At 67.9% G+C, this 25,094-nt stretch carries 28 protein-coding genes; 11 read left to right on the forward strand and 17 right to left on the reverse strand.

Features of this window, described 5'->3' with window-relative positions:
- The 3 genes from kdoO (at position 1) to AC3A6G_RS09640 (ending at position 1,838) form a co-directional block, all read left to right on the forward strand.
- On the forward strand, positions 1–870 hold the full coding sequence (gene kdoO, locus AC3A6G_RS09630) for a Kdo hydroxylase KdoO (protein WP_487859302.1): 870 nt from the start codon (positions 1–3) through the stop codon (positions 868–870).
- Positions 871–933: 63 nt separating this feature from the next.
- Positions 934–1,410, forward strand: coding sequence for a transcription elongation factor GreA (gene greA / locus AC3A6G_RS09635; RefSeq protein ID WP_487859301.1), 477 nt, complete (start codon positions 934–936; stop codon positions 1,408–1,410).
- An 8-nt stretch (positions 1,411–1,418) separates the two neighbouring features.
- Positions 1,419–1,838 carry a DUF4149 domain-containing protein gene (locus tag AC3A6G_RS09640; RefSeq protein WP_487859300.1) on the forward strand — a complete coding sequence of 140 codons (420 nt, stop codon included), beginning with the start codon at positions 1,419–1,421 and terminating at the stop codon, positions 1,836–1,838.
- Between the two features lie 19 nt (positions 1,839–1,857).
- Here the strand turns inward: AC3A6G_RS09640 and AC3A6G_RS09645 are convergent, their stop codons facing one another.
- Both AC3A6G_RS09645 and AC3A6G_RS09650 read right to left on the reverse strand, forming a co-directional pair.
- Positions 1,858–2,616 carry a glycosyltransferase gene (locus tag AC3A6G_RS09645; protein WP_487859299.1) on the reverse strand — a complete coding sequence of 253 codons (759 nt, stop codon included), beginning with the start codon at positions 2,614–2,616 and terminating at the stop codon, positions 1,858–1,860.
- 2 nt (positions 2,617–2,618) lie between these two features.
- Entirely contained in the window at positions 2,619–3,098 is a 480-nt protein-coding gene (locus AC3A6G_RS09650) for a YhbY family RNA-binding protein (RefSeq protein WP_487859298.1), read from the reverse strand.
- 87 nt (positions 3,099–3,185) lie between these two features.
- On the opposite strand from AC3A6G_RS09650, the gene AC3A6G_RS09655 reads away from it, so the two are divergent.
- The 6 genes from AC3A6G_RS09655 to AC3A6G_RS09680 all read left to right on the forward strand — a co-directional run bounded on the left by AC3A6G_RS09655 (position 3,186) and on the right by AC3A6G_RS09680 (position 9,306).
- Positions 3,186–3,854, forward strand: a complete 669-nt coding sequence (locus AC3A6G_RS09655; RefSeq protein WP_487859297.1) for an RlmE family RNA methyltransferase — start codon at positions 3,186–3,188, stop codon at positions 3,852–3,854.
- A 189-nt stretch (positions 3,855–4,043) separates the two neighbouring features.
- Complete coding sequence (gene ftsH / locus AC3A6G_RS09660; RefSeq protein ID WP_487873604.1) at positions 4,044–5,960, forward strand: ATP-dependent zinc metalloprotease FtsH; 1,917 nt, start codon at positions 4,044–4,046, stop codon at positions 5,958–5,960.
- 72 nt (positions 5,961–6,032) lie between these two features.
- Entirely contained in the window at positions 6,033–6,905 is an 873-nt protein-coding gene (gene folP, locus AC3A6G_RS09665; protein ID WP_487859295.1) for a dihydropteroate synthase, read from the forward strand.
- A 36-nt stretch (positions 6,906–6,941) separates the two neighbouring features.
- Positions 6,942–8,279 (forward strand): phosphoglucosamine mutase, encoded by a 1,338-nt coding sequence (glmM, locus tag AC3A6G_RS09670; RefSeq protein ID WP_487859294.1) that lies wholly within the window; start codon positions 6,942–6,944, stop codon positions 8,277–8,279.
- On the forward strand, positions 8,276–8,830 hold the full coding sequence (locus tag AC3A6G_RS09675) for an MOSC domain-containing protein (protein WP_487859293.1): 555 nt from the start codon (positions 8,276–8,278) through the stop codon (positions 8,828–8,830). Before glmM ends, AC3A6G_RS09675 begins: the two co-directional genes overlap by 4 nt.
- Positions 8,827–9,306: a GNAT family N-acetyltransferase gene (locus tag AC3A6G_RS09680; RefSeq protein WP_487859292.1), complete on the forward strand. Its 480-nt coding sequence runs from the start codon at positions 8,827–8,829 to the stop codon at positions 9,304–9,306. The genes AC3A6G_RS09675 and AC3A6G_RS09680 overlap by 4 nt, the downstream gene beginning before the upstream one ends.
- Positions 9,307–9,394: 88 nt before the next feature.
- Here AC3A6G_RS09680 and AC3A6G_RS09685 read toward each other — a convergent pair whose 3' ends face one another.
- The 9 genes from AC3A6G_RS09685 to lexA all read right to left on the reverse strand — a co-directional run bounded on the left by AC3A6G_RS09685 (position 9,395) and on the right by lexA (position 18,539).
- A complete protein-coding gene (locus tag AC3A6G_RS09685; RefSeq protein WP_487859291.1) occupies positions 9,395–10,666 on the reverse strand; it encodes an acyl-CoA dehydrogenase family protein in 1,272 nt (423 codons plus the stop codon).
- A gap of 35 nt (positions 10,667–10,701) precedes the next feature.
- Positions 10,702–11,808 (reverse strand): phosphotransferase, encoded by a 1,107-nt coding sequence (locus tag AC3A6G_RS09690; protein WP_487859290.1) that lies wholly within the window; start codon positions 11,806–11,808, stop codon positions 10,702–10,704.
- Between the two features lies 1 nt (position 11,809).
- The gene (locus AC3A6G_RS09695) at positions 11,810–12,529 is read right to left on the reverse strand and encodes a Crp/Fnr family transcriptional regulator (RefSeq protein ID WP_487859289.1); all 720 of its coding nucleotides are present in this window, start codon (positions 12,527–12,529) and stop codon (positions 11,810–11,812) included.
- A 57-nt stretch (positions 12,530–12,586) separates the two neighbouring features.
- The gene (locus AC3A6G_RS09700) at positions 12,587–13,366 is read right to left on the reverse strand and encodes an oxepin-CoA hydrolase, alternative type (RefSeq protein ID WP_487859288.1); all 780 of its coding nucleotides are present in this window, start codon (positions 13,364–13,366) and stop codon (positions 12,587–12,589) included.
- A gap of 48 nt (positions 13,367–13,414) precedes the next feature.
- Positions 13,415–14,935, reverse strand: a complete 1,521-nt coding sequence (locus tag AC3A6G_RS09705; RefSeq protein ID WP_487859287.1) for a 3-hydroxyacyl-CoA dehydrogenase — start codon at positions 14,933–14,935, stop codon at positions 13,415–13,417.
- Positions 14,936–15,065: 130 nt separating this feature from the next.
- Positions 15,066–16,223, reverse strand: coding sequence for an MFS transporter (locus AC3A6G_RS09710; protein ID WP_487859286.1), 1,158 nt, complete (start codon positions 16,221–16,223; stop codon positions 15,066–15,068).
- A 16-nt stretch (positions 16,224–16,239) separates the two neighbouring features.
- On the reverse strand, positions 16,240–17,247 hold the full coding sequence (locus AC3A6G_RS09715) for a D-2-hydroxyacid dehydrogenase family protein (protein ID WP_487859285.1): 1,008 nt from the start codon (positions 17,245–17,247) through the stop codon (positions 16,240–16,242).
- A 92-nt stretch (positions 17,248–17,339) separates the two neighbouring features.
- Positions 17,340–17,711 carry a hypothetical protein gene (locus AC3A6G_RS09720; protein WP_487859284.1) on the reverse strand — a complete coding sequence of 124 codons (372 nt, stop codon included), beginning with the start codon at positions 17,709–17,711 and terminating at the stop codon, positions 17,340–17,342.
- A gap of 144 nt (positions 17,712–17,855) precedes the next feature.
- Complete coding sequence (gene lexA, locus AC3A6G_RS09725) at positions 17,856–18,539, reverse strand: transcriptional repressor LexA (protein ID WP_487859283.1); 684 nt, start codon at positions 18,537–18,539, stop codon at positions 17,856–17,858.
- A 71-nt stretch (positions 18,540–18,610) separates the two neighbouring features.
- On the opposite strand from lexA, the gene AC3A6G_RS09730 reads away from it, so the two are divergent.
- The gene (locus AC3A6G_RS09730; protein WP_487859282.1) at positions 18,611–19,618 is read left to right on the forward strand and encodes an asparaginase; all 1,008 of its coding nucleotides are present in this window, start codon (positions 18,611–18,613) and stop codon (positions 19,616–19,618) included.
- Positions 19,619–19,639: 21 nt separating this feature from the next.
- Here AC3A6G_RS09730 and adk read toward each other — a convergent pair whose 3' ends face one another.
- The 6 genes from adk to AC3A6G_RS09760 form a co-directional block, all read right to left on the reverse strand.
- Positions 19,640–20,296, reverse strand: coding sequence for an adenylate kinase (gene adk, locus AC3A6G_RS09735; RefSeq protein WP_487859281.1), 657 nt, complete (start codon positions 20,294–20,296; stop codon positions 19,640–19,642).
- Positions 20,297–20,427: 131 nt separating this feature from the next.
- On the reverse strand, positions 20,428–21,195 hold the full coding sequence (gene kdsB / locus AC3A6G_RS09740; protein ID WP_487859280.1) for a 3-deoxy-manno-octulosonate cytidylyltransferase: 768 nt from the start codon (positions 21,193–21,195) through the stop codon (positions 20,428–20,430).
- Positions 21,192–21,374 carry a Trm112 family protein gene (locus AC3A6G_RS09745; protein ID WP_487859279.1) on the reverse strand — a complete coding sequence of 61 codons (183 nt, stop codon included), beginning with the start codon at positions 21,372–21,374 and terminating at the stop codon, positions 21,192–21,194. Before AC3A6G_RS09745 ends, kdsB begins: the two co-directional genes overlap by 4 nt.
- Positions 21,355–22,371, reverse strand: a complete 1,017-nt coding sequence (gene lpxK / locus AC3A6G_RS09750) for a tetraacyldisaccharide 4'-kinase (protein ID WP_487859278.1) — start codon at positions 22,369–22,371, stop codon at positions 21,355–21,357. Before lpxK ends, AC3A6G_RS09745 begins: the two co-directional genes overlap by 20 nt.
- Positions 22,372–22,381: 10 nt before the next feature.
- Positions 22,382–22,798, reverse strand: a complete 417-nt coding sequence (locus AC3A6G_RS09755) for an ExbD/TolR family protein (RefSeq protein ID WP_487859358.1) — start codon at positions 22,796–22,798, stop codon at positions 22,382–22,384.
- Between the two features lie 14 nt (positions 22,799–22,812).
- Positions 22,813–23,445 (reverse strand): MotA/TolQ/ExbB proton channel family protein, encoded by a 633-nt coding sequence (locus AC3A6G_RS09760; RefSeq protein WP_487859277.1) that lies wholly within the window; start codon positions 23,443–23,445, stop codon positions 22,813–22,815.
- 313 nt (positions 23,446–23,758) lie between these two features.
- Between AC3A6G_RS09760 and xseA the strand changes: the two genes are divergently transcribed.
- Entirely contained in the window at positions 23,759–25,069 is a 1,311-nt protein-coding gene (gene xseA / locus AC3A6G_RS09765; protein ID WP_487859357.1) for an exodeoxyribonuclease VII large subunit, read from the forward strand.
- The last annotated feature ends 25 nt before the right edge of the window (positions 25,070–25,094 follow it).

The following is a 25,094-nucleotide window of genomic DNA, read 5'->3' on the forward strand; positions in this document are numbered from 1 at the left end:
ATGCAGACGCAGCTCGTCGAACTCGACCTCGCGCTCTGGGATGCGGCCACGCCCAACGAGGCGTGGATCGCGGAACTGGAGGCGGGCAAGGTCCTGTACTTTCCGCGGCTGGGCTTCGAGCTGCTGCCCGAAGAGCGGGCGTTGCTGACGCCGGGGCTGCTCGCGCCCGGCGTGCGCAACATCAGCCTCGATGCCGAGGGCCAGCTCAAGGGCGCCGTCGGCGACGCGCCGGTACAGCGCGCCACCGCGACGATGGTGGGGCGGTTCCGCGCACAGGCCACGCAACTCATCCATGGGCTGCTGCCGCACTACACACCGGCGCTGCGCCTCGCGCCCACGAGCTACCGGCCCGCGCAGGTCGAGACGCGCGTGCAATCGTGGCGCGCCGACGACCGGCGGCTGCATGTAGACGCGTTTCCCTCGCGGCCCAACTACGGCGAGCGCATCCTGCGCGTGTTCACCAACGTCAATCCCGAAGGCGCGCCGCGCGTGTGGCGCGTCGGCGAGCCGTTCGAGGATGTCGCGAAGCGCTTCCTGCCGCGCGCCAAGCCCTACGCGCGCTGGCAAGCCAGGCTGCTGCAGGCGCTGCATGTGACCAAGTCCTTTCGCAGCGAATACGACCATTTGATGCTGCAGCTGCACGACGGCATGAAGTCGGACATGGCCTACCAGGCGGATTCGCCGCAGGAAACCGCGAAGTTTCCGCCCGGTTCGGTCTGGGTCTGCTTTTCGGACCAGACCTCGCACGCGGTCATGGCGGGGCAGTACATGCTCGAGCAGACCCTTCATCTGCCCGCGTCAAAGCAATACAATCCCGATTCGAGCCCGCTCGCCATCCTGAGCCGGCTGACCGGACGTCCGCTCGTTTGAGAGACGTCCCCATCGACCGCCGAACGGCAGCGTTCGGCGGTTTCGCTTTATGGAGAACTAGATATGGCGACCATCCCCATCACCAAGCGCGGCGCGGAGAAGCTGCGTGAAGAGCTGCGCAGGCTCAAGTCGCAGGACCGTCCCGCGATCATCGGCGCCATCGCCGAGGCGCGGGCCCAGGGCGACATCAGCGAGAACGCCGAGTACGAAGCCGCCAAGGACCGCCAGGGCTTTATCGAGGGCCGCATCATCGAGATCGAAGGCAAGCTCTCGGCCGCGCAGGTCATCGATCCGTCCGAACTCGATGCCGGCGGCAAGGTCGTGTTCGGCTCGACCGTCGACCTCGAGGAAGAGGACAGCGGCGACGCCGTCCAGTACCAGATCGTCGGCGAGGACGAGGCCGACCTGAAGCAGGGCCTGATCAATGTGTCGAGCCCGATCGCCCGCGCGCTGATCGGCAAGGAAGAGGGCGACACGGCCGAGGTGCAGACGCCCGGCGGCCTCAAGCGCTACGAGATCGTGGCGGTGCGCTACCTCTGATCGCACGCATGAAGGCGCGTCTTGCCCTGCTGCTGGCCGCTTTCTGGTGGGGCAGCCTCACGACCATCGGCTTTCTCGTGGTGCCGATGCTCTTTGCGAAGCTCGGCAACCCGGCCGTGGCCGGCAACTTCGCAGGCCAGCTGTTCGAGGCCCAGAGCTGGATCGCGATCGGCTGCGGGCTGTTGCTGCTGGTTCATTTCAGGACCCAGATGGACGACCGCATCGATGCGGCCTCGATGGGCGCGATCTTCCTGATCCTTGCGGCGCTCCTGCTTGCGCTGCTGCAGCAGTACGCCGTGGCGCCGCGGATCCTGGCGCGCGACAACCTGAAGCTGTGGCATGCCGTGGGAAGCGGCATGTACCTCGTGCAGTGGCTGTGCGCGGGAGCGCTGCTGTGGCGCATGAGCGCCCGTCCGGCCGCGGCCTGAGCCGCCGCCGACCCGTCAGTCACTCTTTCCAGAACTTCGCGACCCAGGTCGCGGGCCGGATGTAGCGGAAGGCCCGGTTGCGCCGGCCGGCAAGCGCATCGGGAGGATTGCATTCGCCGTGGAACACCATGATCCGTGCGCCTTCGGGCACGAAGGGCGCTTCCCAGTAATTGGTCGGCCAGGTCGGGATGCCGTGGTACTTGAAGCTCGGGCACCAGGCCGCGGGCCAGTAGGCCAACTTGCCCCGCTTGTGCATCATGGCCGAAAGATAGGTCTGCTCGTTGCGGTACTCGGCCTGAACCTGGTCCATGTTGTCGCGAAAATGCGCCAGCACGTCGGCATGGGCACCGAGCTCGAAGCGGTAGACCGACGAATTGCCGGTGATGCGCTGGCGCCGCCAGGGCCGAGCGTAGTCGTGGATGATGAGGAATTCGCCCGGCTGCTCGAAGAAGGCGTCGAGGCTGCCCACGACGACCACGTCGAGGTCGAGGAAGAGGGCGGTGCCGCGCAGCCCGTGCAGATCGCGCTCGAAGGTCGTGAGCTTCTTCCAGGCGCCGTCGCGCTGGCCGGGCGCCAGGTGCAGGTTGAGCGGCGGGATCGGCAGGCAGGCGACCTCGGGCCGGACGCCGGCGCCATCGTCGGTCAGGCACACGAACTTGAAATCGCCGCTGAGGTGGCGGCGCACCATCGCGTAGAGCCGGTTGACGTACTCGGGGCCGTACTTCGTGCCCCACTTCATGCAGAGGATATGGCGCTCGGCGCCTTTCGCCGGCGCCAAGCTCAGTCTGCCTGGTTGCGCTTCTTGGCCGACAACGGGCGCTTCGCCTTGGCACGCTTGATGGTGCCGCCGGGGGTGAGACGCTGGTTGCCGAGCACCCGCAGGGTCTTGATCTCGGGACGCTGGCCGGCGCGCTTGCTGTACTTGACGATCTTCACATCACGCGGGCCGGGCATGCGGTCTTCGTCGACCACGCGCTCTTTCTCGGGCTTCGGGCGCCACAGCACCAGCAGCTTGCCGATGTGCTGGATCGGCGCGGCGTTGAGCTCTTCGGCCAGCTCTTGCAGCATCGCATCGCGCGCGAGGCGGTCGTCGGAGAACACGCGGATCTTGATCAGGCCGTGCGCCTTGAGCGCCGCGTCGGCCTCTTTCTTCACGGCAGGGGTCAGCCCGTCTCCACCGACCATGACGATCGGATCCAGGTGGTGAGCTTCGGCGCGGTGCACCTTGCGCTCGGCAGGGGTAAGTTGAATGGCGGGCATCCCCGTATTATCGGACGTTCTCGAATGCATTCATGAGCCGCCGGGCCGCCCCAAGGCGAATACCGCAGCGAATGCGAAGGCTATCCAATGAGCACCAAGCCCAAAAGCAAAAAAGTCAACAAGGCGTGGCTGCACGACCATATCAACGACCCCTACGTGAAGCTCGCCACGCGGGAGGGCTACCGAGCGCGCGCCGCCTACAAGCTCAAGGAGATCGACGAGGCGTTCGGCCTCGTGAAGCCGGGGCACTTGGTGGTCGACCTCGGCTCCACGCCCGGCGCCTGGAGCCAGTACCTGCGCCGCCGCATGTCGCCCGGGGGCGCCGCCGCGGGCGAGCTCAACGGCACCATCATCTCGTTGGACATGCTGCCGATGGATCCGATCGAGGGTGTGACCTTCCTGCAGGGCGACTTCCGCGAGGCCGACCTGCTGGCGCAGGTGCAGACGGTGCTGGCGGGCCGCAAGGCCGATCTGGTGGTCTCGGACATGGCGCCCAACCTCTCGGGCATCCACTCGGCGGACGCGGCGCGCGTGGCGCACCTGATCGAGCTGGCCATCGACTTCGCCCAGCACCACCTGAGGCCCGAGGGAGCCCTGGTCGCCAAGCTGTTCCACGGCAGCGGCTACGACGAACTCGTGAAGCTGTTCAAGGCCAATTTCCGGACTGTGAAGCCGTTCAAGCCGAAGGCCTCGCGCGACAAATCTGCCGAAACCTTTCTGGTCGGCATGGGTCTCAAGGGGCAGGAAACGCTTTGATACCTTGAGGCTGCGGGCCCGATTTCGGTGCAATACGGGCAATTCCTACCGGTCAACCCTTGCGGGGCTATGGCTGCTTTAGGGAAATGCCGCTTTTTCGCAGCTTGAAAAGCCTAAAATGGAGCGCAATTGCGTATCCGTAGCGCGTCCTTTCACAATCTTGTCACGCGCTTTTGACTGGAGCTTCGTTTGAACAATCAGTGGTTTTCCAAAGTTGCCGTCTGGCTCGTCATTGCCATGGTGTTGTTCACTGTGTTCAAGCAGTTCGACACCCGTGGCGGCGTCGGCTCGGGAATGGTGAGCTATTCGGAGTTCCTGGACCAGGTCCGGAACAATCAGATCAAGAGCGCCGTTATCCCTGAGGGCGCGAGCGGCGGCGAAATCGTCGCCGTCACCAACGACGACCGCAAGATCCGCACCGTCGCTACGGTCCTCGACCGCGGCCTGGTCGGCGACCTGATCGACCACAACGTCAAGTTCGACGTCAAGCCGCGCGAAGAAGGGTCGCTGCTCATGACGCTGCTCGTGAGCTGGGGCCCGATGCTGCTCTTGATCGGCGTCTGGATCTACTTCATGCGGCAGATGCAGGGCGGCGGCAAGGGCGGGGCATTCAGCTTCGGCAAGAGCAAGGCCCGCATGATGGACGAGAACAACAACACGGTCACCTTCGCCGATGTCGCAGGCTGCGACGAGGCCAAGGAAGAGGTCCGTGAGGTCGTCGACTTCCTGAAGGACCCGCAGCGCTTCCAGAAGCTCGGCGGTCGCATTCCGCGTGGCTTGCTGCTGGTCGGCCCCCCGGGCACCGGCAAGACCCTGCTGGCCAAGTCGATCGCTGGCGAAGCCAAGGTGCCGTTCTTCTCGATCTCGGGTTCCGACTTCGTCGAGATGTTCGTCGGCGTCGGCGCGGCCCGCGTGCGCGACATGTTCGAGAACGCCAAGAAGAACGCACCCTGCATCATCTTCATCGACGAAATCGATGCAGTGGGCCGCCAGCGCGGCGCCGGCCTCGGTGGCGGCAACGACGAGCGCGAGCAGACGCTGAACCAGATGCTGGTCGAGATGGACGGTTTCGAGACCAACCTCGGCGTGATCGTGGTCGCGGCCACCAACCGCCCCGACATCCTGGACGCCGCACTGCTGCGCCCCGGCCGCTTCGACCGCCAGGTGTACGTTACGCTGCCCGACATCCGCGGCCGCGAGCAGATCCTCGGCGTGCACATGCGCAAGGTGCCGCTGGGTCAGGACGTGAACCCGAGCGTGATCGCGCGCGGCACGCCGGGCATGTCGGGCGCCGACCTGGCCAACCTCTGCAACGAAGCGGCGCTCATGGCTGCGCGCCGCAATGCGCGCGTCGTCGAGATGCAGGACTTCGAGAAGGCCAAGGACAAGATCTTCATGGGCCCCGAGCGCAAGAGCATGGTCATGCCCGAGGAAGAGCGCCGCAATACGGCCTACCACGAGTCGGGCCACGCGCTCATCGGCAAGCTGCTGCCCAAGTGCGATCCGGTGCACAAGGTCACCATCATTCCGCGCGGCCGGGCGCTCGGCGTGACCATGAGCCTGCCGGCGCAAGACCGCTACAGCTACGACCGCGAATACATGCTGAACCAGATCAGCATGCTGTTCGGCGGCCGCATCGCCGAAGAAGTGTTCATGCACCAGATGACCACGGGCGCCAGCAACGACTTCGAGCGCGCGACCTCCATCGCCCGCGACATGGTCACGCGCTACGGCATGTCCGACGCGTTGGGCCCGATGGTCTACGCCGAGAACGAAGGCGAAGTGTTCCTCGGCCGCTCGGTGACCAAGACCACCAACATGAGCGAGCAGACCATGGAAAAGGTCGACGGCGAAGTGCGTCGCATCATCGACGAGCAGTACGCCCTGGCGCGCGCCCTCATCGAAGAGAACAGCGACAAGATGCACGCCATGGCCAAGGCGCTGCTCGAGTGGGAAACCATCGACACCGAGCAGCTCGACGACATCATGGCCGGCCGCGCACCGCGCCCGCCCAAGGACTGGACGCCACGCGTTCCGCCCTCGGGCAGCGACGGCAGCGGCGGAACGCCAGCGGTCAACCCGGATCCCGCGCCGAGCGCCGCCTGAGGTGCCTCCGGAATCCGACAGCAACGGGGCCGTGGGCCCCGTTTTCGATGATCCGGATGAAGAAGGCGCCGCATGACAACCCCGATGGCGCCGACGGCCTGGCAGACCAGCCGCTTCTCGATCGATCTCGCGCAGCCGCGCGTGATGGGCATCGTCAACGTCACGCCTGATTCCTTTTCCGACGGTGGCGCCCACGCCTCCACCGAAGCCGCGCTGCGGCATTGCGAGCAGCTGCTGAAGGAAGGGGCCGACATCCTCGACATCGGCGGCGAATCCACCCGTCCCGGCAGCCCGGCCGTGCCGCTCGAGGCCGAACTGGCGCGGGTGCTGCCAGTCGTGCGCGAGGCCGTGCGGCTCCAGGTGCCGCTTTCCGTCGACACCTACAAGCCCGAGGTCATGCGCGCCGTGCTCGACCTGGGCGCCGACATCGTCAACGACGTGTGGGCGCTGCGGCAGCCCGGTGCGCGCGAAGCGGTCGCTGCGCATCCTTCGTGCGGCATCTGCCTGATGCACATGCACCGCGATCCGCAGACGATGCAGGCCGCGCCCATGCAGGGCGACGTCGTTCCCGAGGTGCTGTCGTTCTGGCGGGCGCAGCTGGCGTTGCTGCGGGTGCTCGGTATCGCGCCTGCGCGCATCACGCTCGACCCGGGCATCGGCTTCGGCAAGACCGTGGCCCAGAACTTCTCGTTGCTGGCGCGGCAGCGCGAACTCCAGGCAGCGGGGCATCCGCTGCTGCTAGGCTGGTCGCGCAAGTCGTCGATCGGCTCCGTCAGCGGCATTCCTGTCGCGGCCGAGCGCCTTGTGCCGAGCGTGGCGGCGGCCGTGCTCGCGGTCGACCGCGGTGCCGCCGTCGTGCGCGTGCACGACGTGCGCGATACCGTGACGGCGCTCGCCGTGTGGCGCGCCATGAAGGCCGAAACACCGGCCCCGCTAGTTAGGTAGTCTTCGATCAACAAATTCCACAACAAGAAGCGTTCCATGACCCGCAAATATTTCGGCACCGACGGCATCCGCGGCACGGTCGGCCAATCGCCCATCACGCCCGATTTCGTGCTGCGCCTCGCACATGCCGTGGGCCGCGTGCTCAAGAAGACCGAGGCGCGCCCCACGGTGCTGATCGGCAAGGACACGCGCATCTCGGGCTACATGCTCGAATCCGCGCTCGAATCGGGCTTCAACTCGGCGGGCGTCGACGTGGTGCTGCTCGGGCCGCTTCCCACGCCCGGCGTCGCCTACCTCACGCGTACGCAGCGCGCGAGCCTCGGCGTGGTGATCAGCGCGAGCCACAACGCGTTTCCCGACAACGGCATCAAGTTCTTCAGCGCGCAGGGCACCAAGCTCGACGACGCGTGGGAACTGGCCGTGGAAGCGGCGCTCGAGGAAGCACCGACATGGGTCACTTCCGCCGATCTCGGCAAGGCGCGCCGCCTCGACGATGCGGCCGGGCGCTACATCGAGTTCTGCAAGAGCACCTTCGCGAGCGACCTCACGCTGCGCGGCATGAAGCTCGTGGTCGATGCCGCGCATGGCGCGGCCTACCAGGTGGCGCCGAACGTGTTCCACGAACTCGGCGCCGAGGTCGCGAGCATCGGCTGCGCGCCCGATGGCCTCAACATCAACGAAGGTGTGGGTGCGACGCATCCCGCCGCGCTCGTGGCGGCGGTGACGGCGCAGCAGGCCGACTACGGCATCGCGCTCGACGGCGACGCCGACCGGCTGCAACTCGTCGATGCAAGCGGGCGCCTGTTCAACGGCGACGAACTGCTCTACCTCATGGTTGCCGAGCGCATTGCACGCGGCGACAAGCCGGTGGGCGTGGTGGGCACCCTCATGACCAACAAGGCCGTTGAAGTCGCGCTGCGCGGGCAGGGCGTCGAGTTCGTGCGTGCCAAGGTGGGCGACCGCTATGTGCTCGAGGAACTCGAGCAGCGCGGCTGGCTGCTCGGTGGCGAGGGCTCGGGCCATCTGCTGGCGCTCGACCGCCACACCACGGGCGACGGCATCGTGAGCGCGCTGCAGGTATTGCAGGCCTGCGTGCGCAGCGGCAAAACGGTGGCCCAGTTGCTTGAGGGCGTCACGCTGTTCCCGCAGACGCTGATCAACGTCCGCTTGGCGCCGGGGCAGGACTGGACGAACAACGCGGCCTTGCGCAGCGAGACCGTGCGCATCGAAGCCGAGCTCGGCGACAGCGGCCGTGTGCTGATCCGCGCGAGCGGCACTGAACCGCTGGTGCGTGTGATGGTCGAGGCGCGCGATGCGAAGCAGGCCGAATCGTGCGCGAAACAGCTCGCCGCCACGCTGGAGCCGGCGGCTTGAGTGCGCCAGCGACGCCACAGGTGCTGGCGGTGCACGCCAGCGACGTGCACGGCTTCTCGAAATTCGCCGAACCGTCGGTGCGGCTGCTCGCCGGCCTCGGCGTGGGGGGCGACACCCACGCGGGCCGCACCGTGCAGCATCGCTCGCGCGTCGCGCGCGACGCCAGTGCGCCCAACCTTCGCCAGGTGCATTTGCTGCATGCCGAACTCTTCGACGAGTTGGTCGACGCGGGCTTCGCGGTGTTCCCCGGCGACCTGGGCGAGAACATCACGACACGTGGCATCGATCTGCTGGCACTGCCCACGGGCACGCGCTTGCGCCTCGGCGCCGAAGCGATCGTCGAACTCACCGGCCTGCGCAATCCCTGCAGCCAGATCGACCGCTTTCAGAAAGGTCTGATGGCGGCCACGCTGGCGCGCGACGCAGACGGCACGCTGGTGCGCAAGGCCGGCGTGATGTCCATCGTCGTCTCGGGCGGAGAGGTACGAGCCGCAGACGCCATCCGCATCGAACTGCCGGCGGGCGAACCGCGGCGGCTGGAGCCCGTGTGATCGAGATTCTTCTGGCGGACTACCGCACGAGCGCGCACGCCAGCGCGCTGGTCGACTTGCTGGATGCCTATGCACGCGATGCGGCAGGTGGCGGCACGCCGCTGACAGAAGAGGTGAAGCAGGGCTTGCCGGCCGCCCTGGCTGCGCGCCCACAGGCTTTCAGCGTGCTGGCCTTCGACGGCGCCACGCCGGTCGGGCTCGTCAACTGCATCGAAGGTTTCTCGACCTTCGCGTGCCGGCCGCTGGTCAATGTGCATGACGTGGTCGTGCTGGCGAGCCACCGCGGCCGGCGCGTCGCGCAGCAGATGTTCGCGAGGGTCGAGGATGAGGCGCGCAAGCGCGGCGCCTGCAAGCTCACGCTCGAAGTGCTGTCGGGCAATGCGCCGGCTCTGCGCGCGTACGCGCGCGAGGAGTTCGCCGGCTATCAGCTCGACCCGGCGTTCGGCCAAGCGGTCTTCCTGCAGAAGAAACTCTGAACAAAGAAAAGGGCCGGGGCGAATGGATCGCCGTCGGCCCTCGGCCACCCGCTCCCGGAAGGAGCGGGTGGCATGCAGAAGCAGAAGATCAGAAGCGCGTGACGGGCGCCTCGGCTTCGGTCTTGGCTGCCGAGTACTTGCCCAGTTCCCACTTCGCGATCGCATTGCGGTGCACTTCGTCGGGACCGTCGGCAAAGCGCAGCGTGCGTGCGCCGGCATAGGCGTAGGCGAGCGGGAAGTCGTCGCACATGCCGCCGCCGCCGTGCACCTGCATGGCCCAGTCGATCACCTGGCAGGCCATGCTCGGCGCCACCACCTTGATCATCGCGATCTCGTTCTTCGCGACCTTGTTGCCGGCCACGTCCATGAGCCAGGCGGCCTTCAGCGTCAGCAGGCGAGCCATGTCGATCTTGCAGCGTGCTTCGGCGATGCGCTCCTGCGTCACGGTCTGCGAGGCGACGGTCTTGCCGAAGGCCACGCGTGAGGAGGCGCGCTTGCACATCAGCTCGAGCGCGCGTTCGGCCAGGCCGATCAGGCGCATGCAGTGGTGGATGCGTCCGGGGCCGAGGCGTCCCTGTGCGATCTCGAAGCCGCGGCCTTCGCCCAGCAGGATGTTGTCGACGGGCACTCGCACGTTCTCGAAGTACATCTCGACGTGGCCGTGCGGTGCGTCGTCATAGCCCATCACGTTGAGCGGACGCACGATGCGGATGCCCTTCGTGTCGGCCGGCACGATGACCATGCTCTGCTGCGAATGCCGCGGCGCGTCGGGATCGCTCTTGCCCATGGTGATGAAGACCGCGCAGCGCGGATCGGCCGCGCCCGAGATCCACCACTTGTGGCCGTTGATCACGTACTCGTTGCCCTGTCGCTCGATGCGCGTCGAGATGTTGGTGGCGTCGCTGGAAGCGACTTCGGGCTCGGTCATCGCGAAGGCCGAGCGGATCTGGCCCTCGAGCAGCGGCTTGAGCCAACGCGCCTTGATGGCGTCGGAGCCGTAGCGGGCGATCGTCTCCATGTTGCCGGTGTCGGGCGCCGAGCAGTTGAAGACTTCCGATGCCCATTGCACGCGGCCCATCAGCTCGGCCAGCGGCGCGTATTCCTGGTTCGTGAGCCCCGCGCCTTCGTAGCCCGAGGCTGCGGCGCTGTCGACCGGCAGGAAGAGGTTCCACAGGCCCTGGGCCTTGGCCTTGTCCTTGAGCTTCTCAACGGTGTTGAGTGCCGTCCAGCGCTTGCCGGCCGCCGTGTTCGCGGCCAGCTCGGCCGCGTACTCGGCTTCGGCCGGAAAGATGTAGTCGTCCATGAACGCGCTGACGCGTTTCTGCAGTTCTTTGGTTTTGGCCGAGTATTCGAAGTCCATCTCTGTCTCCTTGGGTGATGGGTGATGTGGGACAGCTAGGCCTTTTGGGCAAACTGCCAGGCCATTTCGGCCATGGGACGAGCGCCGCGGGCCGATGCCACGGCTTGCTCGCTCGATGCGGTGCCGGCCTCGACCCGTTTGGCAATGCCTTGCAGGATCGCAGCCATGCGGAACAGGTTGTAGGCCAGGTAGAAGTTCCAGTCGGGCGCCAGCGCTTCGGGCGTGCCGATGCGCGTGCGCTCGCAGTAGCGGCGGATGTATTCGCTCTCGGTGGGAATGCCGAGCGCGGCCACGTCCACGCCGCCGATGCCGCGGCCGGTGGTGGGCGGCATGTGCCACGACATGCAGTGGTAGCTGAAGTCGGCCAGCGGATGGCCCAGCGTCGAGAGCTCCCAGTCGAGCACCGCGATGATCCGCGGCTCGGTGGGGTGGAACATCACGTTGTCGAGGCGGTAGTCGCCATGGACGATCGAGATCTTGCTTTCGTCGCGCGCGCTCGCCGGCATGTGCGCAGGCAGCCAGTCGATGAGCCGCTCCATGGCCTCGATGGGCCGCGAGAGTTCGCCGGCACCGTCTGCCGAAGCCTTGTACTGCTTGCTCCAGCGGCCGATCTGGCGTTCGAAGTAGTTGCCGGGCTTGCCGTAGTCGGCGAGTCCGCGCTCGGCGAACTTCACCGTGTGCAGCGCCGCGATCACGCGGTTCATCTCGTCGTAGATCGCCGCGCGTCCGGCGTTGTCCATGCCGGGAAGCGACTGGTCCCAGAGCACGCGGCCCTGCATGAATTCCATCACGTAGAAGGCGCGGCCGATGATGGCTTCGTCTTCGCACAGGCAGTGCATGCGCGGCACGGGCACGTCGGTGCCGGCCAGGCCGCTCATGACCTTGAATTCGCGCTCCACCGCATGCGCCGAAGGCAGCAGCTTGGCGACGGGACCGGGCTTGGCGCGCATGACGTAGCTGCGCTTCGGCGTGACGAGCTTGTAGGTCGGGTTGGATTGCCCACCCTTGAACATCTCGACCGTGAGCGGCCCCTCGAAGCCCTCGAGGTGCACTGCGAGCCAGGCCGCAAGGACCTCGACGTCGAAGGCATGCTGCGCCGAGACCGCGCGGGTGCCGATGAAACTGGAGAAATCCTGGCTCATGTCAATGATCTGCTTCCGAGATGCGCATCAAGGCTGCGCGGTCCAGCACCACGAGGCCGCCTGGCTCGATCCGGATCGTGCCCTCGCGCTCCATGGTCTTGAGTTCCTGGTTGACGCGCTGGCGCGAGGCGCCGAGCAGCTGCGCGAGCTCTTCCTGTGCCAGGTGCAGGCCAATGCGCGTCTGGCTGCCGTCGTCGAGGTTCGGCACGCCGTAGCTGCGCACCAGATGGATCAGCTGCTTCGCGAGCCGCGCGCGCAAGGGCAGGGTGTTGAGGTCTTCCACCAGCCCGAACAGCGTGCGGATGCGGCGCGCCTGCAGCCGCATCAGCGCCTCGTACAGCTCGACGTGGGTCGCGAGGATCTTCTGGAAATCGGCGCGCGCCACGCACAGCACCGTGCTGTCGCCATGCGCATAGGCGTCGTGCGTGCGCCGGTCCCCATCGAACATCGCCACGTCGCCGAACCAGATGCCCGGCTCGACGTAGGTCAGCGTCACCTGCTTGCCCGAGACCGCCGTCGAGCTGACGCGCACGGCACCCTTGGCACAGGCGATCCAGTGATCGGGCGGGTCGCCGCGGGCAGCGATCAGGTCGCCGTCCTTGAAGCGTTTGACGAAAGCGCATCGAAGAATGTCGTGCCGTAGCGATGGTGAGAGAGAAGAAAACCAGCGACCACTGTTGATCGCTTCACGTTCTTCGATGGTAAGAATGGGGTCGTCCATTGGTCTGTCCTGTCGGCGACTGAAAGGCTGGAAGGTGTCACGGGAGCGACGGCGCGCTTATCCGTACTGCGGAGGCTTCTTCTCGAGGAAGGCGGCAATGCCGATCCCGGCATTCGGATGATGGAGGTTGCGCACGAAGTGGTCGCGCTCCTGCGAGAGCTGCGACGCGAAGCTGGCGCCCCGCGCCTCGCTGAGCAGTTCCTTGATGCTCGCCAGCGCATTCGGTGCGTGCGCGTTGAGCCGCGCCGCCAGCGCCAGCGCGCCGGCAAGCGCCTGGCCGTTCTCGCTCAGTTCGTTGACGAGGCCGAGCGCATGCAGCCGCGGCGCGGCGATGCGTTCGCCGCACATCAGCCATTCGCTGGCAAGCTGGCGCGGCAGGGCTTGCGCCAGCTCCCAGCTCAGGCCCGCCACGGGAGACAGCGCCAGGTTGCTGTACGACGATGCGAAGACCGCATCGCGCGCGGCCACGATGAAATCGCAGGCCAGCGCCAGCGAGAAGCCTGCACCTGCCGCCGCACCTTCGACGGCCGCAATGATCGGCTTGGGAAAGGCGCGGATCGAGTCGATCCAGTTGTGCAGGCCCTCGACGCTTTCGGCCTGCACCAAGGGATCGCGCTGGCGGTTGTCGGCCAGGCGCTGCAGCGAGCCGCCGGCGCAAAACCAAGCGCCCTGGCCCACGAGCACCACGCTGCGGACCTCGTCGCTGCTCTCCGCGCCGTTGAGCGCCTCGACGCCGGCGGCGTAGATCTCGGGGGCCAGTGCATTGCGCTGGGTCGGGTTGGCGATGGTCAGCACCATGGTGCGTCCCTCGCTGGTGCTTTTCAGTTCGGCGGGCATGGCGGCGGTGCTTTCGTGGAGGATGGTCGGTTCGGCGGCTGACTACTCTTACTCTTCTTCGTGCAGCAGGCTCAGGCCGAGTGCACCACGGCGGCGCAGCCACGGGCTCGGGCGGTAGCGCGGGTCGCCATAGACGGTCTGCAGGTTGAACAACACTTCGAGCATGTTGGTCGGCCCGTGCAGGTTGCCCATGGCGAGCGGTCCGCGCGGGTAGCCGAGGCCGAGCTGGACCGCGGTTTCGAGATCGGCCGGCGAACACACGCGCTGCTGGCACATGTCGGCGGCGATGTTCACGATGGTGCCGACCACCCGTTGGGTGACGAAGCCGCCGCTGTCGCGGATCACGCTGACGGCCTTGCCGTCGCGCGCGAAGAGCGCATGCGCTGCATCGCGCATGTCGCGCCGCGTGGCCGGGTTGGTGGCCAGCACGCGGCGTCGCGTGGCGGCGTCGTCGACCAGCATGTCGATGCCGACGGTGCGCGTGGCGTCCAGGCGCTCGACGGCGGCGATCGTGGTCACGTCGAAGCCGAGCGGCGCCACGAGGATCAGCGAGCCCGGTGCCGCCGTGGCGCCGCTGTCGATCTGCGCGCCCAGCGTGTTGATCAGGCGCAGCAGTTCGGCACGGCGTGCGGCACGCGGCGAGACCCAGACCGAAGGCAAGGTGCCCACGCTCGGCGGCAGTGGTTCGGCGTCCTGCTGCTGGGCCCCGTCGGCGTAGCGATAGAAGCCCTCGCCGGTCTTGCGCCCGAGCACGCCGGCCGCGAGGCGCTGCGCGGTGATCACGCTGGGCCGGAAGCGCGGCTCCTCGTAGTACTGGTGGTAGATCGACTCCATCACCGGGTGCGACACGTCGAGCGCGGTCAAGTCCATCAGCTCAAAGGGGCCGAGGCGGAAGCCCGCCTGGTCCTTGAGGATGCGGTCGACCGTGGCGAAGTCGGCCACGCCTTCGCCGACGATGCGCAGCGCCTCGGTGCCGTAGCCGCGGCCGGCGTGGTTGACGATGAAGCCGGGCGTGTCCTGTGCCTGCACGGCGCTGTGGCCCATCTGTGCGGCGTAGCCCGCCAGCCGCTTGCAGGTGTCGGGTGATGTGCGGAAGCCGGCCACGACCTCGACCACCTTCATCAGCGGCACGGGGTTGAAGAAATGGAAGCCCGCCATCCGCTCGGGATGCGCGAGCCCGGCGGCGATCGCCGTGACCGAGAGCGACGAGGTATTGGTGGCGAGCGTGGCCGCAGGCGTGACGATCGCCTCGAGTTCGCGGAACAGCTTGCGCTTGACTTCGAGGTCTTCGACCACCGCTTCGATCACGAGGTCGCAGCCGGCCAGGGCGGCGATCGAATCGACCGCCTTGACGCGCGCAAGCTGCGCGTCGCGCGTCGGCACGTCGATCCTGCCTTTCTCGTGCAGCTTGTTCCATTGGGCCGCAAGGGCTTCGCGCCCGCGCTCCGCGGCGCCCGCGAAACTGTCGAGCAGCAGTACCTCGCTGCCGGCCTGGGCGGCGATCTGGGCGATGCCCCGCCCCATTGCGCCGGCGCCGACGACGCCGATCCGGGTGTAGTTGACTGTCATTGGAGAAGGATTTTCACTGGTTGAGAAATTCGGGCCGGCGGGCGGCTGCCCCGACCGCGGTGTTTCGAGCAGACTGCGATTTTGCCGCCATGGCCGGAACGGGCGCTGCGGGTTTCTCGCAGCAGGCGCGTCAGGCCGCCCGGCCGCTGCGGTCGATGGCCACGCTCGCGCCGATGGCGACCAGCAGCAGCGCAAGGCCGACCCAGTTCATCCATGCCGATGCGTCGTTGGCCAGCAGCCATCCGCCGAGCGCGGCACCGACGGCCTGGCCCGTGTAGATGCCCGAGCTGTTCAGCGCCACCGAGCCGGGCGCGAGCGCTGGCGCCAGGCTCACCAGCCGAGCCTGCTGCGCCGAATTGGTGGCGAAGCATCCGAGCCCCCAGGGCACGATCACCGCGGCCAGCCAGGGCAGGGTGGGCGCCCAGGGCCAGAGGAACAGACTCAGCGCGATCAGCGAACTCGTCAACAGCACCATGCGGCCTGCACCGACGCGGTCGATGAAGCGGCTCACGACCATGTTGCCCAGCACGCCGAAAACGCCGAACAGGCCCCACACCAGGCTCAACGTGGTGGGGTCTGCGCCGAAGTCCTGCTTAAGGACCGGGCCGAAGTAGCTGGACAGGACGAACTGGCCGGCACCCTGCAGCGCCGTGACCGCGACGATGCCCATCAGCACCGGGCTGCGCAGCACGCGCGACCATGCGGCCTTGGACAGTGCTGCGGGATGGATCCCCTGCGGCAGCGTCAGCCAGACCCAGGCTGCGCTCGCGACGCTCAGCACCGCGATGGCCACGAAAGCCATGCGCCATCCAAAGTGCCCCCCGATCAGCGCACCGATCGGGAGGCCCAGCACCGAGGCCAGCGACCAACCGAGAAAGACGAAGGTCACCGCACGCCCGCGCTGTTCCGGTGCCACCAGCAAGCCGGCACAGGCGGCGGCTTGCGGCGTGAAGACCGCTGGCGCGATCACCGTGAGCATGCGCACCGGCAGCAGGGCGCCGAAGCTGGGCATCGCGGCCGCAATGGCGTGCCATGCCGCGTACCAGAGGAGCGAAAGCGCGAGCAGCTGGCGGCGGTCCCAGCCCGCGACCGCGGCCGCCAGCAGCGGCGCGCCGATGCACATCACGATGGCCGCGACCGTGATGAGCTGCCCTGCCGTCGCGACGGAGACCGCGAGCGATGCGCTGATCTCGTTGAGCGTGCCGGGCACCACCATCACGCCCGTGCCAATCACGAAGTTGCCGGCCAGCAGCGCCCAGAGCGCACCCCGGGACGCCGACCGGCTCACGGAGCCGTCTCCGGACTCACCGGCGGACCTGCAGGGCGCCGGGATTCACGATGTTGGTGGGGTTGCCCTTGATGAAGCTCACGACGTTGTCGAAGGCCTGCCCGAAATAGCTCTCGTAGCTTTCCTGCTCGACATAGCCGATGTGCGGTGTGCAGATGCAGTTTTCGAGGCGCAGCAGTGCGTGGCCCTGCAACGGCGGTTCGCTCTCGAACACGTCGATCGCCGCGAGGCCCGGCCGGCCGCGGTTCAAGGCGGCGAGCAGCGCATCGGCCTCGACCAGTTCGGCCCGCGAGGTGTTGACGAAGAGCGCTGTCGGCTTCATGCGCGAGAGGTCCTCGAGCGTGACGAGGCCCACGGTCTCTTCGTTGAGCCGCAGGTGCACCGACAGCACGTCGGCCGCGGCAAAGAACTCCTGGCGGTTCTGCGCCACCTGGAAGCCGTCGGAACGCGCCTTGGCGCAGCTCGCCTCGCGGCCCCAGATCACGACCTGCATGCCGAACGCCTGGCCGTAGCGCGCCACCAGTTGGCCGATGCGACCATAGCCCCAGATGCAGAGCGTCTTGCCCTTGAGCACCGAGCCGAGCCCGAAGTTGGGCGGCATCGACGCCGACTTGAGACCCGACTGCTGCCACGCGCCGTGCTTGAGGTTGCTGATGTACTGCGGCAGCCGGCGCATGGCCGCCATGATCAGCGCCCAGGTGAGTTCGGCGGGCGCCTGCGGCGAGCCGCTGCCCTCGGCCACAGCCACGCCGCGCTCGGTGCAGGCCGCGACGTCGATGTGGCCGCCGACGCGGCCGGTCTGGGAAATGAGTTTGAGCCGGGGCAGCTTCTCGATCAGCTGCCGCGAGATGTGGGTGCGCTCCCGGATCAGCACGATCACGTCGGCGTCTTTCAGGCGCACCGAGAGCTGGCCGATGCCTTTCACGGTGTTGGTGTAGACCTTGGCGGCGTAGGCGTCGAGCTTGGCGGCGCAGCGCAGCTTGCGCACGGCGTCCTGGTAATCGTCGAGGATCACAATATTCATGGCGTGCAATTGTGCCTCGCAGCACTGGCACGGCGCGCGCCTGAACGTTTGGATACCCGGCCCCGGGGAAAGTCACCGGGGCGTGCACGGGCTCAGTGCAGGTGCGCGGACCGCGGTGCGGCACTCACGGCTTCCATGGCCTCGAGCGCGGCGAGCCGGTCGAGCTCGGCGCAGACATCGGCCATACGCCCCGAAATCACCATCCGGTTGGTGCTGCGTTTTTCGCCCTGGTGATCGACCACGCGGATCACGCGCAGCGGCCGTGCAGGCGCGGCAGCGGCCTTGGGTGCCGCCTGGGCATGGGGCCGGGCCGCGCAGGCAGGGCGAACGACGAGGCCGCCATGCAAGCCTGCGGACGCAGCACGGCCATCGCGGTGGCGGGCACTGCGCGCGGGCAGCAACCGGCTGGCCAGCGACTGCAGCGGCATCCAAAGGTCAACGATAGCGAGAAGGGCGATTCCCATGTGAACTCCAAGAAGGTTTGAGGTTGAACACAGGCAGGATTGCTTTCGCCGGACGCAACAGGGTGATGGCGCCAGTTGCGCCATACGCCCGCCACCTGTTGCGGCTGGATGGATGGTTTCGGTTGTCAGCAGCCGGTTTGGCGGCTACATCAGCATGGTGTTGCGGATCAGGCCCACGGCAAGGCCCTCGATCTCGAACGGCTCGCCGGGCTGGACCACGATGGTCGGATAGTCGGGGTTTTCAGCGTGCAGCTCGATCACCTGCTTGTTGCGCTTGAGGCGCTTGACAGTGACTTCGTCGCCGAGGCGGGCCACCACGATCTGGCCGTTGCGGGCTTCCTTGGTGGCTTGCACCGCGAGCAGGTCGCCGTCCATGATGCCGGCGTCGCGCATCGACATGCCGCGCACCTTGAGCAGGTAGTCGGGCTGCTGCTGGAACAGGGTGTTTTCGACGTAGTAGGTCTGGTCGACGTGCTCCTGCGCGAGGATCGGCGAGCCCGCGGCCACGCGGCCGATGAGCGGCAGCGCGAGCTGCGCCATGCCGGGCAGCGAGAGCGAGAACTGCCCGCCTTCGCGGTGCCGGGTCTCGTTGAGCGAGCGCAGCGCGTCGCCCTTGAGCCGGATGCCGCGCGAGGTGCCGCTGACGAGTTCGATCACGCCCTTGCGGGCCAGCGCCTGCAGATGCTCCTCGGCCGCGTTCGCGGATTTGAAGCCGAGTTCGTTGGCGATCTCGGCGCGCGTGGGTGGCGCGCCAGTGCGTGCGATGGCGCTCTGGATCAAGTCCAGGATCTGTTGCTGGCGGGCGGTAAGCTTCACGGCAAACTGCATAGTGGTTCCTTGCGGCACTGGCTAGATATCCAGTAACTGTATTTTTAACCAGTTTTTAAAAGTTGGCAAGCATGGTGAATTCATCAGGTCCTGGTGTGCGGCGTATCGTGGTGTTGGGCACGGGCGGCACCATCGCAGGCCGCGCCGCCGATGACGGCGACAACATCGGTTACACCGCGGGCGAGGTCGTGGTGGCCGATCTGCTTGGCGGCATCGGTGCCCCCGCGGGCTTTGCGCTCGTGGCCGAGCAGGTTGCCCAGCTCGACAGCAAGGACATGGGCTTTGACGTCTGGCTGCAACTCGCCGAGCGCTGCGCTGTGTGGCTCGCCGAGCCTGACGTGGCGGGCGTGGTGGTCACCCATGGCACCGACACCATCGAGGAGACGGCCTTCTTCCTCCACTCGGTGCTCGCGCCGGCCAAGCCGATCGTGTTGACCTGCGCCATGCGCCCGGCAAGCTCCCTCTCGCCCGATGGCCCGCAGAACCTGCGCGATGCCGTCGCGGTCGCCGGCGCGACGGGCGCGAAAGGGACGACTGTGGTCTGTGCCGGCACGGTGCATGGTGCGCTCGACGTCCAGAAGGTGCACACGTACCGTCCTGATGCGTTTGCATCGGGCGACGCCGGCCCGGTCGCCTACGTGGAAGAGGGTGTGGTTCGGCGCCTGCGGGACTGGCCCGGCGCCGTGCCGGGCGGCGCTGGCGTAGGGCTGCGCGCGGTCGCGGGAGCGGTCGCGGCGGCAGGGTGGCCGCGGGTCGAGATCGTCATGAGCCATGCCGGCGCCAGCGGCGCGCTGATCGACCTGCTGTGCCAGGAGCGCGCCGGCGGCGTCGCCGAGCCGGTCCGCGGACTGGTCGTGGCGGCCACCGGCAATGGCACACTGCACCAGACGCTCGAGGCTGCTGCCGTGCGCGCGGAACAGGCTGGTATCCCGGTGTTGCGCGCCACGCGTTGCGCGAGCGGCCGCATTCTGCCGCGGCCCGACGACCGGCTGCGCGATGCGGGCGCGCTGACGCCGGTCAAGGCGCGCGTTGCGTTGATGCTCGAACTGCTGGGAAGGGGAAAAGAAGACGCCGCCTGAACCGCAGCGCCGGCGCGGCGCTCAGCTGCTCAGGGCCGCCAATGCGCGCTGCGTGATCTCGTCGACCGTACCGACGCCCTTGATGGCGCGGTACTTGGGCGCATTGGCCGGGTCGGCCTTGGCCCATGCGGAGTAGTAGTCGACCAGCGGACGGGTCTGCTCGCTGTAGACCTCGAGGCGCTTGCGAACGGTTTCTTCCTCGTCGTCCTTGCGCTGGATCAGGTCTTCGCCCGTGACGTCGTCCTTGCCTTCGACCTTCGGCGGATTGAACTTGACGTGGTAGGTGCGGCCCGACGCAGGATGCGAGCGTCGGCCGCTCATGCGTTCGATGATGTCGCTGAACGGCACGTCGATCTCGAGCACGTAGTCGAGCTTGACGCCGGCCGCCTTCATGGCGTCCGCCTGGGGGATCGTGCGTGGGAAACCGTCGAACAGGAACCCGTCGGCGCAGTCGGGTTGCCCGATGCGTTCCTTCACGAGATTGATGATCAGGTCGTCGCTCACGAGGCCACCCGATTCCATGATCGACTTGGCTTGTTGTCCGAGCGGGGTGCCCGCCTTGACCGCCGCGCGCAGCATGTCGCCGGTGGAAATCTGGGGAATGCCGTACTTCTGGCAGATGAAAGTGGCTTGCGTGCCTTTGCCCGCCCCGGGCGCGCCCAGCAAAATTAGTCTCATGATGTCCTCGGACGGTTCTTAGATTTTGTGTCGCACCCCATGCGGCCCGAGGGCCGCCCAAGGCGGAATTGCTTCGAGGATAGCATGCGAGGACGGGCGAAATTCCCGCTGCCGCCCTCTGTGCGGGGGCTTCAGCGCACGCTCGCGAAGACCGCGCGGACGCGCGCGAGGTCTTCGGGTGTGTCGACGCCGGGGCCCGGCGCAGTCTGGCTCACATGCACCGCGATGCGGTGACCGTGCCAGAGCGCACGCAACTGTTCGAGCGCCTCGGTGGCCTCGATCGGCGCCGGCGGCAGCGACGGAAAACGCCGCACGAAACCGGCACGGTAGCCATAGATGCCGATGTGGCGCAGCGGCGCGGGCGAGGGCAGCACACCGGGTGCCGCGCCGCCGGCCGAGCCATCGCGCCACCAGGGGATTGGCGCCCGGCTGAAATAGAGCGCGTGGCCTTCGGCGTTGAGCACGGCCTTGACCACGTTTGGATTCACGAAGTCGGCCACCGACTCGATGGCGTGCACTGCGGTGCTCATCGCGGCGCCGGGGTGGGCCGACAGCGTGGCGGCCACGGCATCGATCAGCGCCGGATCGATCAGCGGTTCGTCGCCCTGGACATTGACCACGATGTCGTCGCCGTCGAGCCCAAGCTGTTCGCAAGCCTCGGCCAGGCGGTCGCTGCCGCTCGCATGGTCCTGCCGCGTGAGCACGGCCTCGACCCCATGTTCCCGGCAGGCATCGACGATGGACCCATGGTCCGCTGCGACCACCACGCGCGCCGCGCCCGACGCGGCGGCGCGCAGGGCCACGCGAACGACCATGGGCAGGCCGGCGATGTCGGCCAGCGGTTTGTCGGGCAGCCGCGTCGACGCCAGGCGCGCCGGCACCAGGACGGTGAAGCTCACCGCCCCAGCTCTTCGTCGGACAGGGTGCGCGCCTCGTTCTCGAGCAGCACGGGAATGCCGTCGCGCACCGGGTAGGCGAGGCGGGCGCTGCGCGAGCAGAGCTCCTGCTTCTCGGCGTTCCAGGTCAGCGGGCCCTTGGTGACGGGGCAGACGAGCAGTTCAAGCAGCTTGGTGTCCATCGAGCGATGATAGCTTTGCGTCGAGCGCAGCGAAGAACGCGGCCGACGGCGCGAAGTCGAGCGGCACCGCGAGCGCTTCCGGGGCCTTGCGCCACAGCTTGACCGCGTCCTTCTCGGTGCAGAGCAGCCGCTGCCCGGCGAGCGCGGGCGTTTCCCAATCGGCAAAATCGTGGTGGTCGGGCAGTGCGATGGTCCGGGACAGCGTGAGCCCGCGTGCGCGCAGCATCTCGAAGAAGGCTTCGGGCCGCGCAATGGCTGCAAGCGCGATCACGGGATGGCCTGCGAGCGCAGCCAGCGGAATGCGTGTGCCGTCGCGCGCCACCGTGTCGGGCGCGAGCGCACGGGTCGCGGTGTAGCCGCCCGCGAAGGCAGGCTTCGCGCCGCTGTGGAGCACCAGGTCGCAGGCGCGCGGCCAGCGCTCGCGCAGCGGTCCGGCAGGAAGCCGCCAGCCGTTGCCGACGCCGCGGTCGTCGAACACGCAGATCTCGATGTCGCGGGCGAGCGCGAGGTGCTGCAGCCCGTCGTCGCTCACGATGACCTGCGTGGCCGGGTAGCGGGCGAGCAGGGCCCGCGCGGCCTCGATGCGGCGCCGCGCCACGAATACCGGCGCCCCGGTGGCGCGATGGATCAGTGCCGGCTCGTCACCCACTTCTGCAGGTGCGCTCTCGGCGAGCACCTCGCGGCAATCGGTGGTGCGGCGGCCATGGCCGCGCGAGATCACGCCCACGCGCAGGCCACGCGCCTGAAGATGCCGCACGATGGCCATCACCACCGGCGTCTTGCCGGCACCGCCCGCGATCACGTTGCCCACCACGATGACCGGCACGCCGGCGCGCTCGGATCGGAGCCATCCCAGCCGGTAGAGCGAACCGCGCAGCGCGAAGAGCGCTGCATACAGCAGCGACAGCGGCCACAGCAGGCAGGCCGGCAGGCCGCGTCGCAGCCAGGCCCGCTGCAGCCGGGAGGCCGATGCGTTGCGCGCCTCGGGCTGCTGCACTTGGCGGCCCTCAGTGCGTCGTCGACTGCGCGGCGAAGGTGATCTGCACCAGGCCCGCGCGGCGTGCGGCTTCCATCACCGTGATCACCGACTGGTGCGGGCTGCTCGCGTCCGCGCTGATGATGACGACGCTGTCCTTGCCGCCGGTCGCGGCTGCGGCCAGGGCGGCGGCCACGGCATCCACGCCGCGATCCGCCAGCGCGGTCTTGTTGATCGAATACCGGCCGTCGGCCGACACCGCAACGATCACTTCCTTCGGATAGTCGCGCTGGGCATCGACATCGGCCGTCGGCAGCCGCAGCTGCATCTCGGTGAATTTGCTGTAGGTGGTCGACAGCATCAGGAAGATCAGCACCACCAGCAGCACGTCGATGAACGGGATCAGGTTGATCTCCGGCTCGTCGCGCGCGCCGTGGCGAAACTGCATGCGGCCGGGGCGGCTCATCTGCGCAGGGCGCTCAGATGGCGCGCGAAGCGTTCGCCCGACAGTTCGAGGTGCAGCAGGTATTCGTCGACCCGGGTGCGGAAGTAGCGCCAGAAGATCAGCGTCGGAATGGCCACGATCAGGCCGAACGCCGTGTTGTAGAGCGCGATCGAGATGCCGTGGGCGAGCTGTGCGGGATTGCCCGAACCCACCGCGCCGCTGCCGGGCGACTGCGAGCCGAAGATCTCGATCATGCCGATGACCGTGCCGAGCAGGCCGAGCAGCGGCGCCGCCGACGCAATGGTGGCCAGCGCCGGCAGGTAGCGTTCGAGCCGGTGCGCCACGGTGCGGCCCGACGCCTCCATGGCGGCGCGCAGGTCTTCCTCGGTGCACAGCGGGTTGGCATTGAGCGCCCGCAGGCCGGCGGCCAGCACCTGGCCGAGCATCGAATTCTGTTCGAGCCGGGTGACCACGTCGGGCCCCGGCACGGCGCCGTGCGAGACGGTGATGGCCTCGTCGAGCAGCTTGGGCGGCAGGACCTTCACGGTCTTGAGGTTCACGAAACGTTCGATCACCAGCGCGAGCGCAATGACGGAGCAGGCGAGCAATGGCCAGATCGGCCAGCCCGCGGCAACAATGATGGAAAACAAGAAAATCCTCCGGCCCGTAGACTGCAAATGCGCGGCGATTATCCCCCGAGCGCAGCCCGCTAAACGCGGCACGCTTCCTGTAAGCGAAGACGCACAGATTCTGTGGATAACTTTGTGACTAACCCATTGCGCAATGCGTCCGAACCCGCATGGGGCGGGCTTCTCATTAGATCGACTGAATTTTGAGCACTCCTTTTTTCAATGAAATCAAGGGCTTGCACGACAAACCGTGCTTTTGTTCCATGCCTGGTGCCGCCTGCCGGGGCCCGGCGGGCGACTGTGGAAGAGTGGCGACACGCCGCTCGTGCGCTTCGTGAGCTGGCGTGAGCCGGCTGCGGCGCCCGGGCCGCGCATCTGGGCCGTCGGTGCGCTCTGCCGTGCGGTGGCCGACGCGCTCGACGCGCGCTTCAATCCGGTCGCGGTTCGTGGCGAGATCTCGGGCTTCTCGCGCGCGTCGAGCGGCCACTGCTATTTCTCGTTGAAGGACGAATCGGGCCAACTGCGCTGCGCCATGTTCCGGCGTGCCGCAAGCCTGCTCGACTTCTCGCCGCGCGACGGCGATCAGGTCGAGGTGCGGGGCCGGCTCGCCGTCTACGAGCCGCGCGGCGACCTGCAACTTGTCGTCGAGAGCCTGCAGCGGGCGGGGCAGGGTGCGCTTTTCGAGCAGTTCCTGCAGCGCAAGGCCCGGCTCGAGGCCGAGGGGCTCTTCGACACGGCCCGCAAGCGGGCGCTGCCGCTGATGCCGCGTTCGGTCGGCCTCGTGACCTCGCTCGGCGCTGCGGCTTTGCACGACGTGGTCACGGCGCTGCGTCGCCGCGCGCCGCACATTCAGGTGGTCCTCGCGCCGGCGGCCGTGCAGGGTGCCGGCGCGCCGGCCGAACTGGTGCGCGCGCTGCAGTCGCTCTATGCGTTCACGCCCGCTGTCGACGTGATCCTGCTGGTGCGCGGCGGCGGATCGATCGAGGACCTCTGGGCTTTCAACGACGAGTCGCTGGCGCGTGCCATCGTCCAGAGCCCGGTGCCCCTGGTCTGCGGCGTGGGCCACGAAACCGACTTCACCATCGCCGATTTCTGCGCCGACCTGCGCGCGCCCACGCCCACGGCGGCCGCGGAACTCGTGAGCGCCCCGCAGGCCGTGTGGCTCGGCGCGCTCGACCTGCTCGACGAGCGCCTCGGCGATGCCCTCGGCACGCGGCTCGACGCACTCGGGCAACGGCTGGACCAGGCCGCGGCACGCCTGGGGCGGCCGTCGGGCATGGTGGCACGCCACCAGTTGCGGTTGGCTCACCATTCGCAGCGGCTGCGCTATGCGGCCATGTCCCGCATCGAGCGGCTCGGGCAAACGCCGCGCGCGATGGCGGCCGACTTTCCGCTGAAGCTCGTGCGCGTCATGGCCGAGCGCCGCGAACGGCTCGAAAGGGTTGCGGCGCGCCTTCGGCTGCTCGACCCGGCGCTCGTGCTGCAGCGCGGCTATGCCCTGCTCAGCGACGCCAGCGGCCGCACGGTCGTCAGCGCGAAGAATCTCCACGCCGGCGACGCGGTGTCGGCACGGCTCGCCGACGGTACGGTCGACCTGACCGTCGCACCCGACGAGACGGGAACGCGTCCGACGCCAGGCCGGTGATTACTTCCTAGAATCGTCGATTCCC

This window comes from Variovorax sp. Soil_C_26, from assembly GCF_057657075.1.

What these genes read in the sequence shown, in the direction of transcription:
- kdoO (WP_487859302.1), top strand. Translation starts at nt 1, where the DNA reads ATGCAGACGCAGCTCGTCGAACTCGACCTCGCGCTCTGGGATGCGGCC.
- greA (WP_487859301.1), top strand. Translation starts at nt 934, where the DNA reads ATGGCGACCATCCCCATCACCAAGCGCGGCGCGGAGAAGCTGCGTGAA.
- AC3A6G_RS09640 (WP_487859300.1), top strand. Translation starts at nt 1,419, where the DNA reads ATGAAGGCGCGTCTTGCCCTGCTGCTGGCCGCTTTCTGGTGGGGCAGC.
- AC3A6G_RS09650 (WP_487859298.1), bottom strand. Translation starts at nt 3,098, where the DNA reads ATGCCCGCCATTCAACTTACCCCTGCCGAGCGCAAGGTGCACCGCGCC.
- AC3A6G_RS09655 (WP_487859297.1), top strand. Translation starts at nt 3,186, where the DNA reads ATGAGCACCAAGCCCAAAAGCAAAAAAGTCAACAAGGCGTGGCTGCAC.
- folP (WP_487859295.1), top strand. Translation starts at nt 6,033, where the DNA reads ATGACAACCCCGATGGCGCCGACGGCCTGGCAGACCAGCCGCTTCTCG.
- glmM (WP_487859294.1), top strand. Translation starts at nt 6,942, where the DNA reads ATGACCCGCAAATATTTCGGCACCGACGGCATCCGCGGCACGGTCGGC.
- AC3A6G_RS09685 (WP_487859291.1), bottom strand. Translation starts at nt 10,666, where the DNA reads ATGGACTTCGAATACTCGGCCAAAACCAAAGAACTGCAGAAACGCGTC.
- AC3A6G_RS09690 (WP_487859290.1), bottom strand. Translation starts at nt 11,808, where the DNA reads ATGAGCCAGGATTTCTCCAGTTTCATCGGCACCCGCGCGGTCTCGGCG.
- AC3A6G_RS09695 (WP_487859289.1), bottom strand. Translation starts at nt 12,529, where the DNA reads ATGGACGACCCCATTCTTACCATCGAAGAACGTGAAGCGATCAACAGT.
- AC3A6G_RS09700 (WP_487859288.1), bottom strand. Translation starts at nt 13,366, where the DNA reads ATGCCCGCCGAACTGAAAAGCACCAGCGAGGGACGCACCATGGTGCTG.
- AC3A6G_RS09705 (WP_487859287.1), bottom strand. Translation starts at nt 14,935, where the DNA reads ATGACAGTCAACTACACCCGGATCGGCGTCGTCGGCGCCGGCGCAATG.
- AC3A6G_RS09715 (WP_487859285.1), bottom strand. Translation starts at nt 17,247, where the DNA reads ATGAATATTGTGATCCTCGACGATTACCAGGACGCCGTGCGCAAGCTG.
- AC3A6G_RS09720 (WP_487859284.1), bottom strand. Translation starts at nt 17,711, where the DNA reads ATGGGAATCGCCCTTCTCGCTATCGTTGACCTTTGGATGCCGCTGCAG.
- lexA (WP_487859283.1), bottom strand. Translation starts at nt 18,539, where the DNA reads ATGCAGTTTGCCGTGAAGCTTACCGCCCGCCAGCAACAGATCCTGGAC.
- AC3A6G_RS09730 (WP_487859282.1), top strand. Translation starts at nt 18,611, where the DNA reads ATGGTGAATTCATCAGGTCCTGGTGTGCGGCGTATCGTGGTGTTGGGC.
- adk (WP_487859281.1), bottom strand. Translation starts at nt 20,296, where the DNA reads ATGAGACTAATTTTGCTGGGCGCGCCCGGGGCGGGCAAAGGCACGCAA.
- AC3A6G_RS09745 (WP_487859279.1), bottom strand. Translation starts at nt 21,374, where the DNA reads ATGGACACCAAGCTGCTTGAACTGCTCGTCTGCCCCGTCACCAAGGGC.
- AC3A6G_RS09755 (WP_487859358.1), bottom strand. Translation starts at nt 22,798, where the DNA reads ATGCAGTTTCGCCACGGCGCGCGCGACGAGCCGGAGATCAACCTGATC.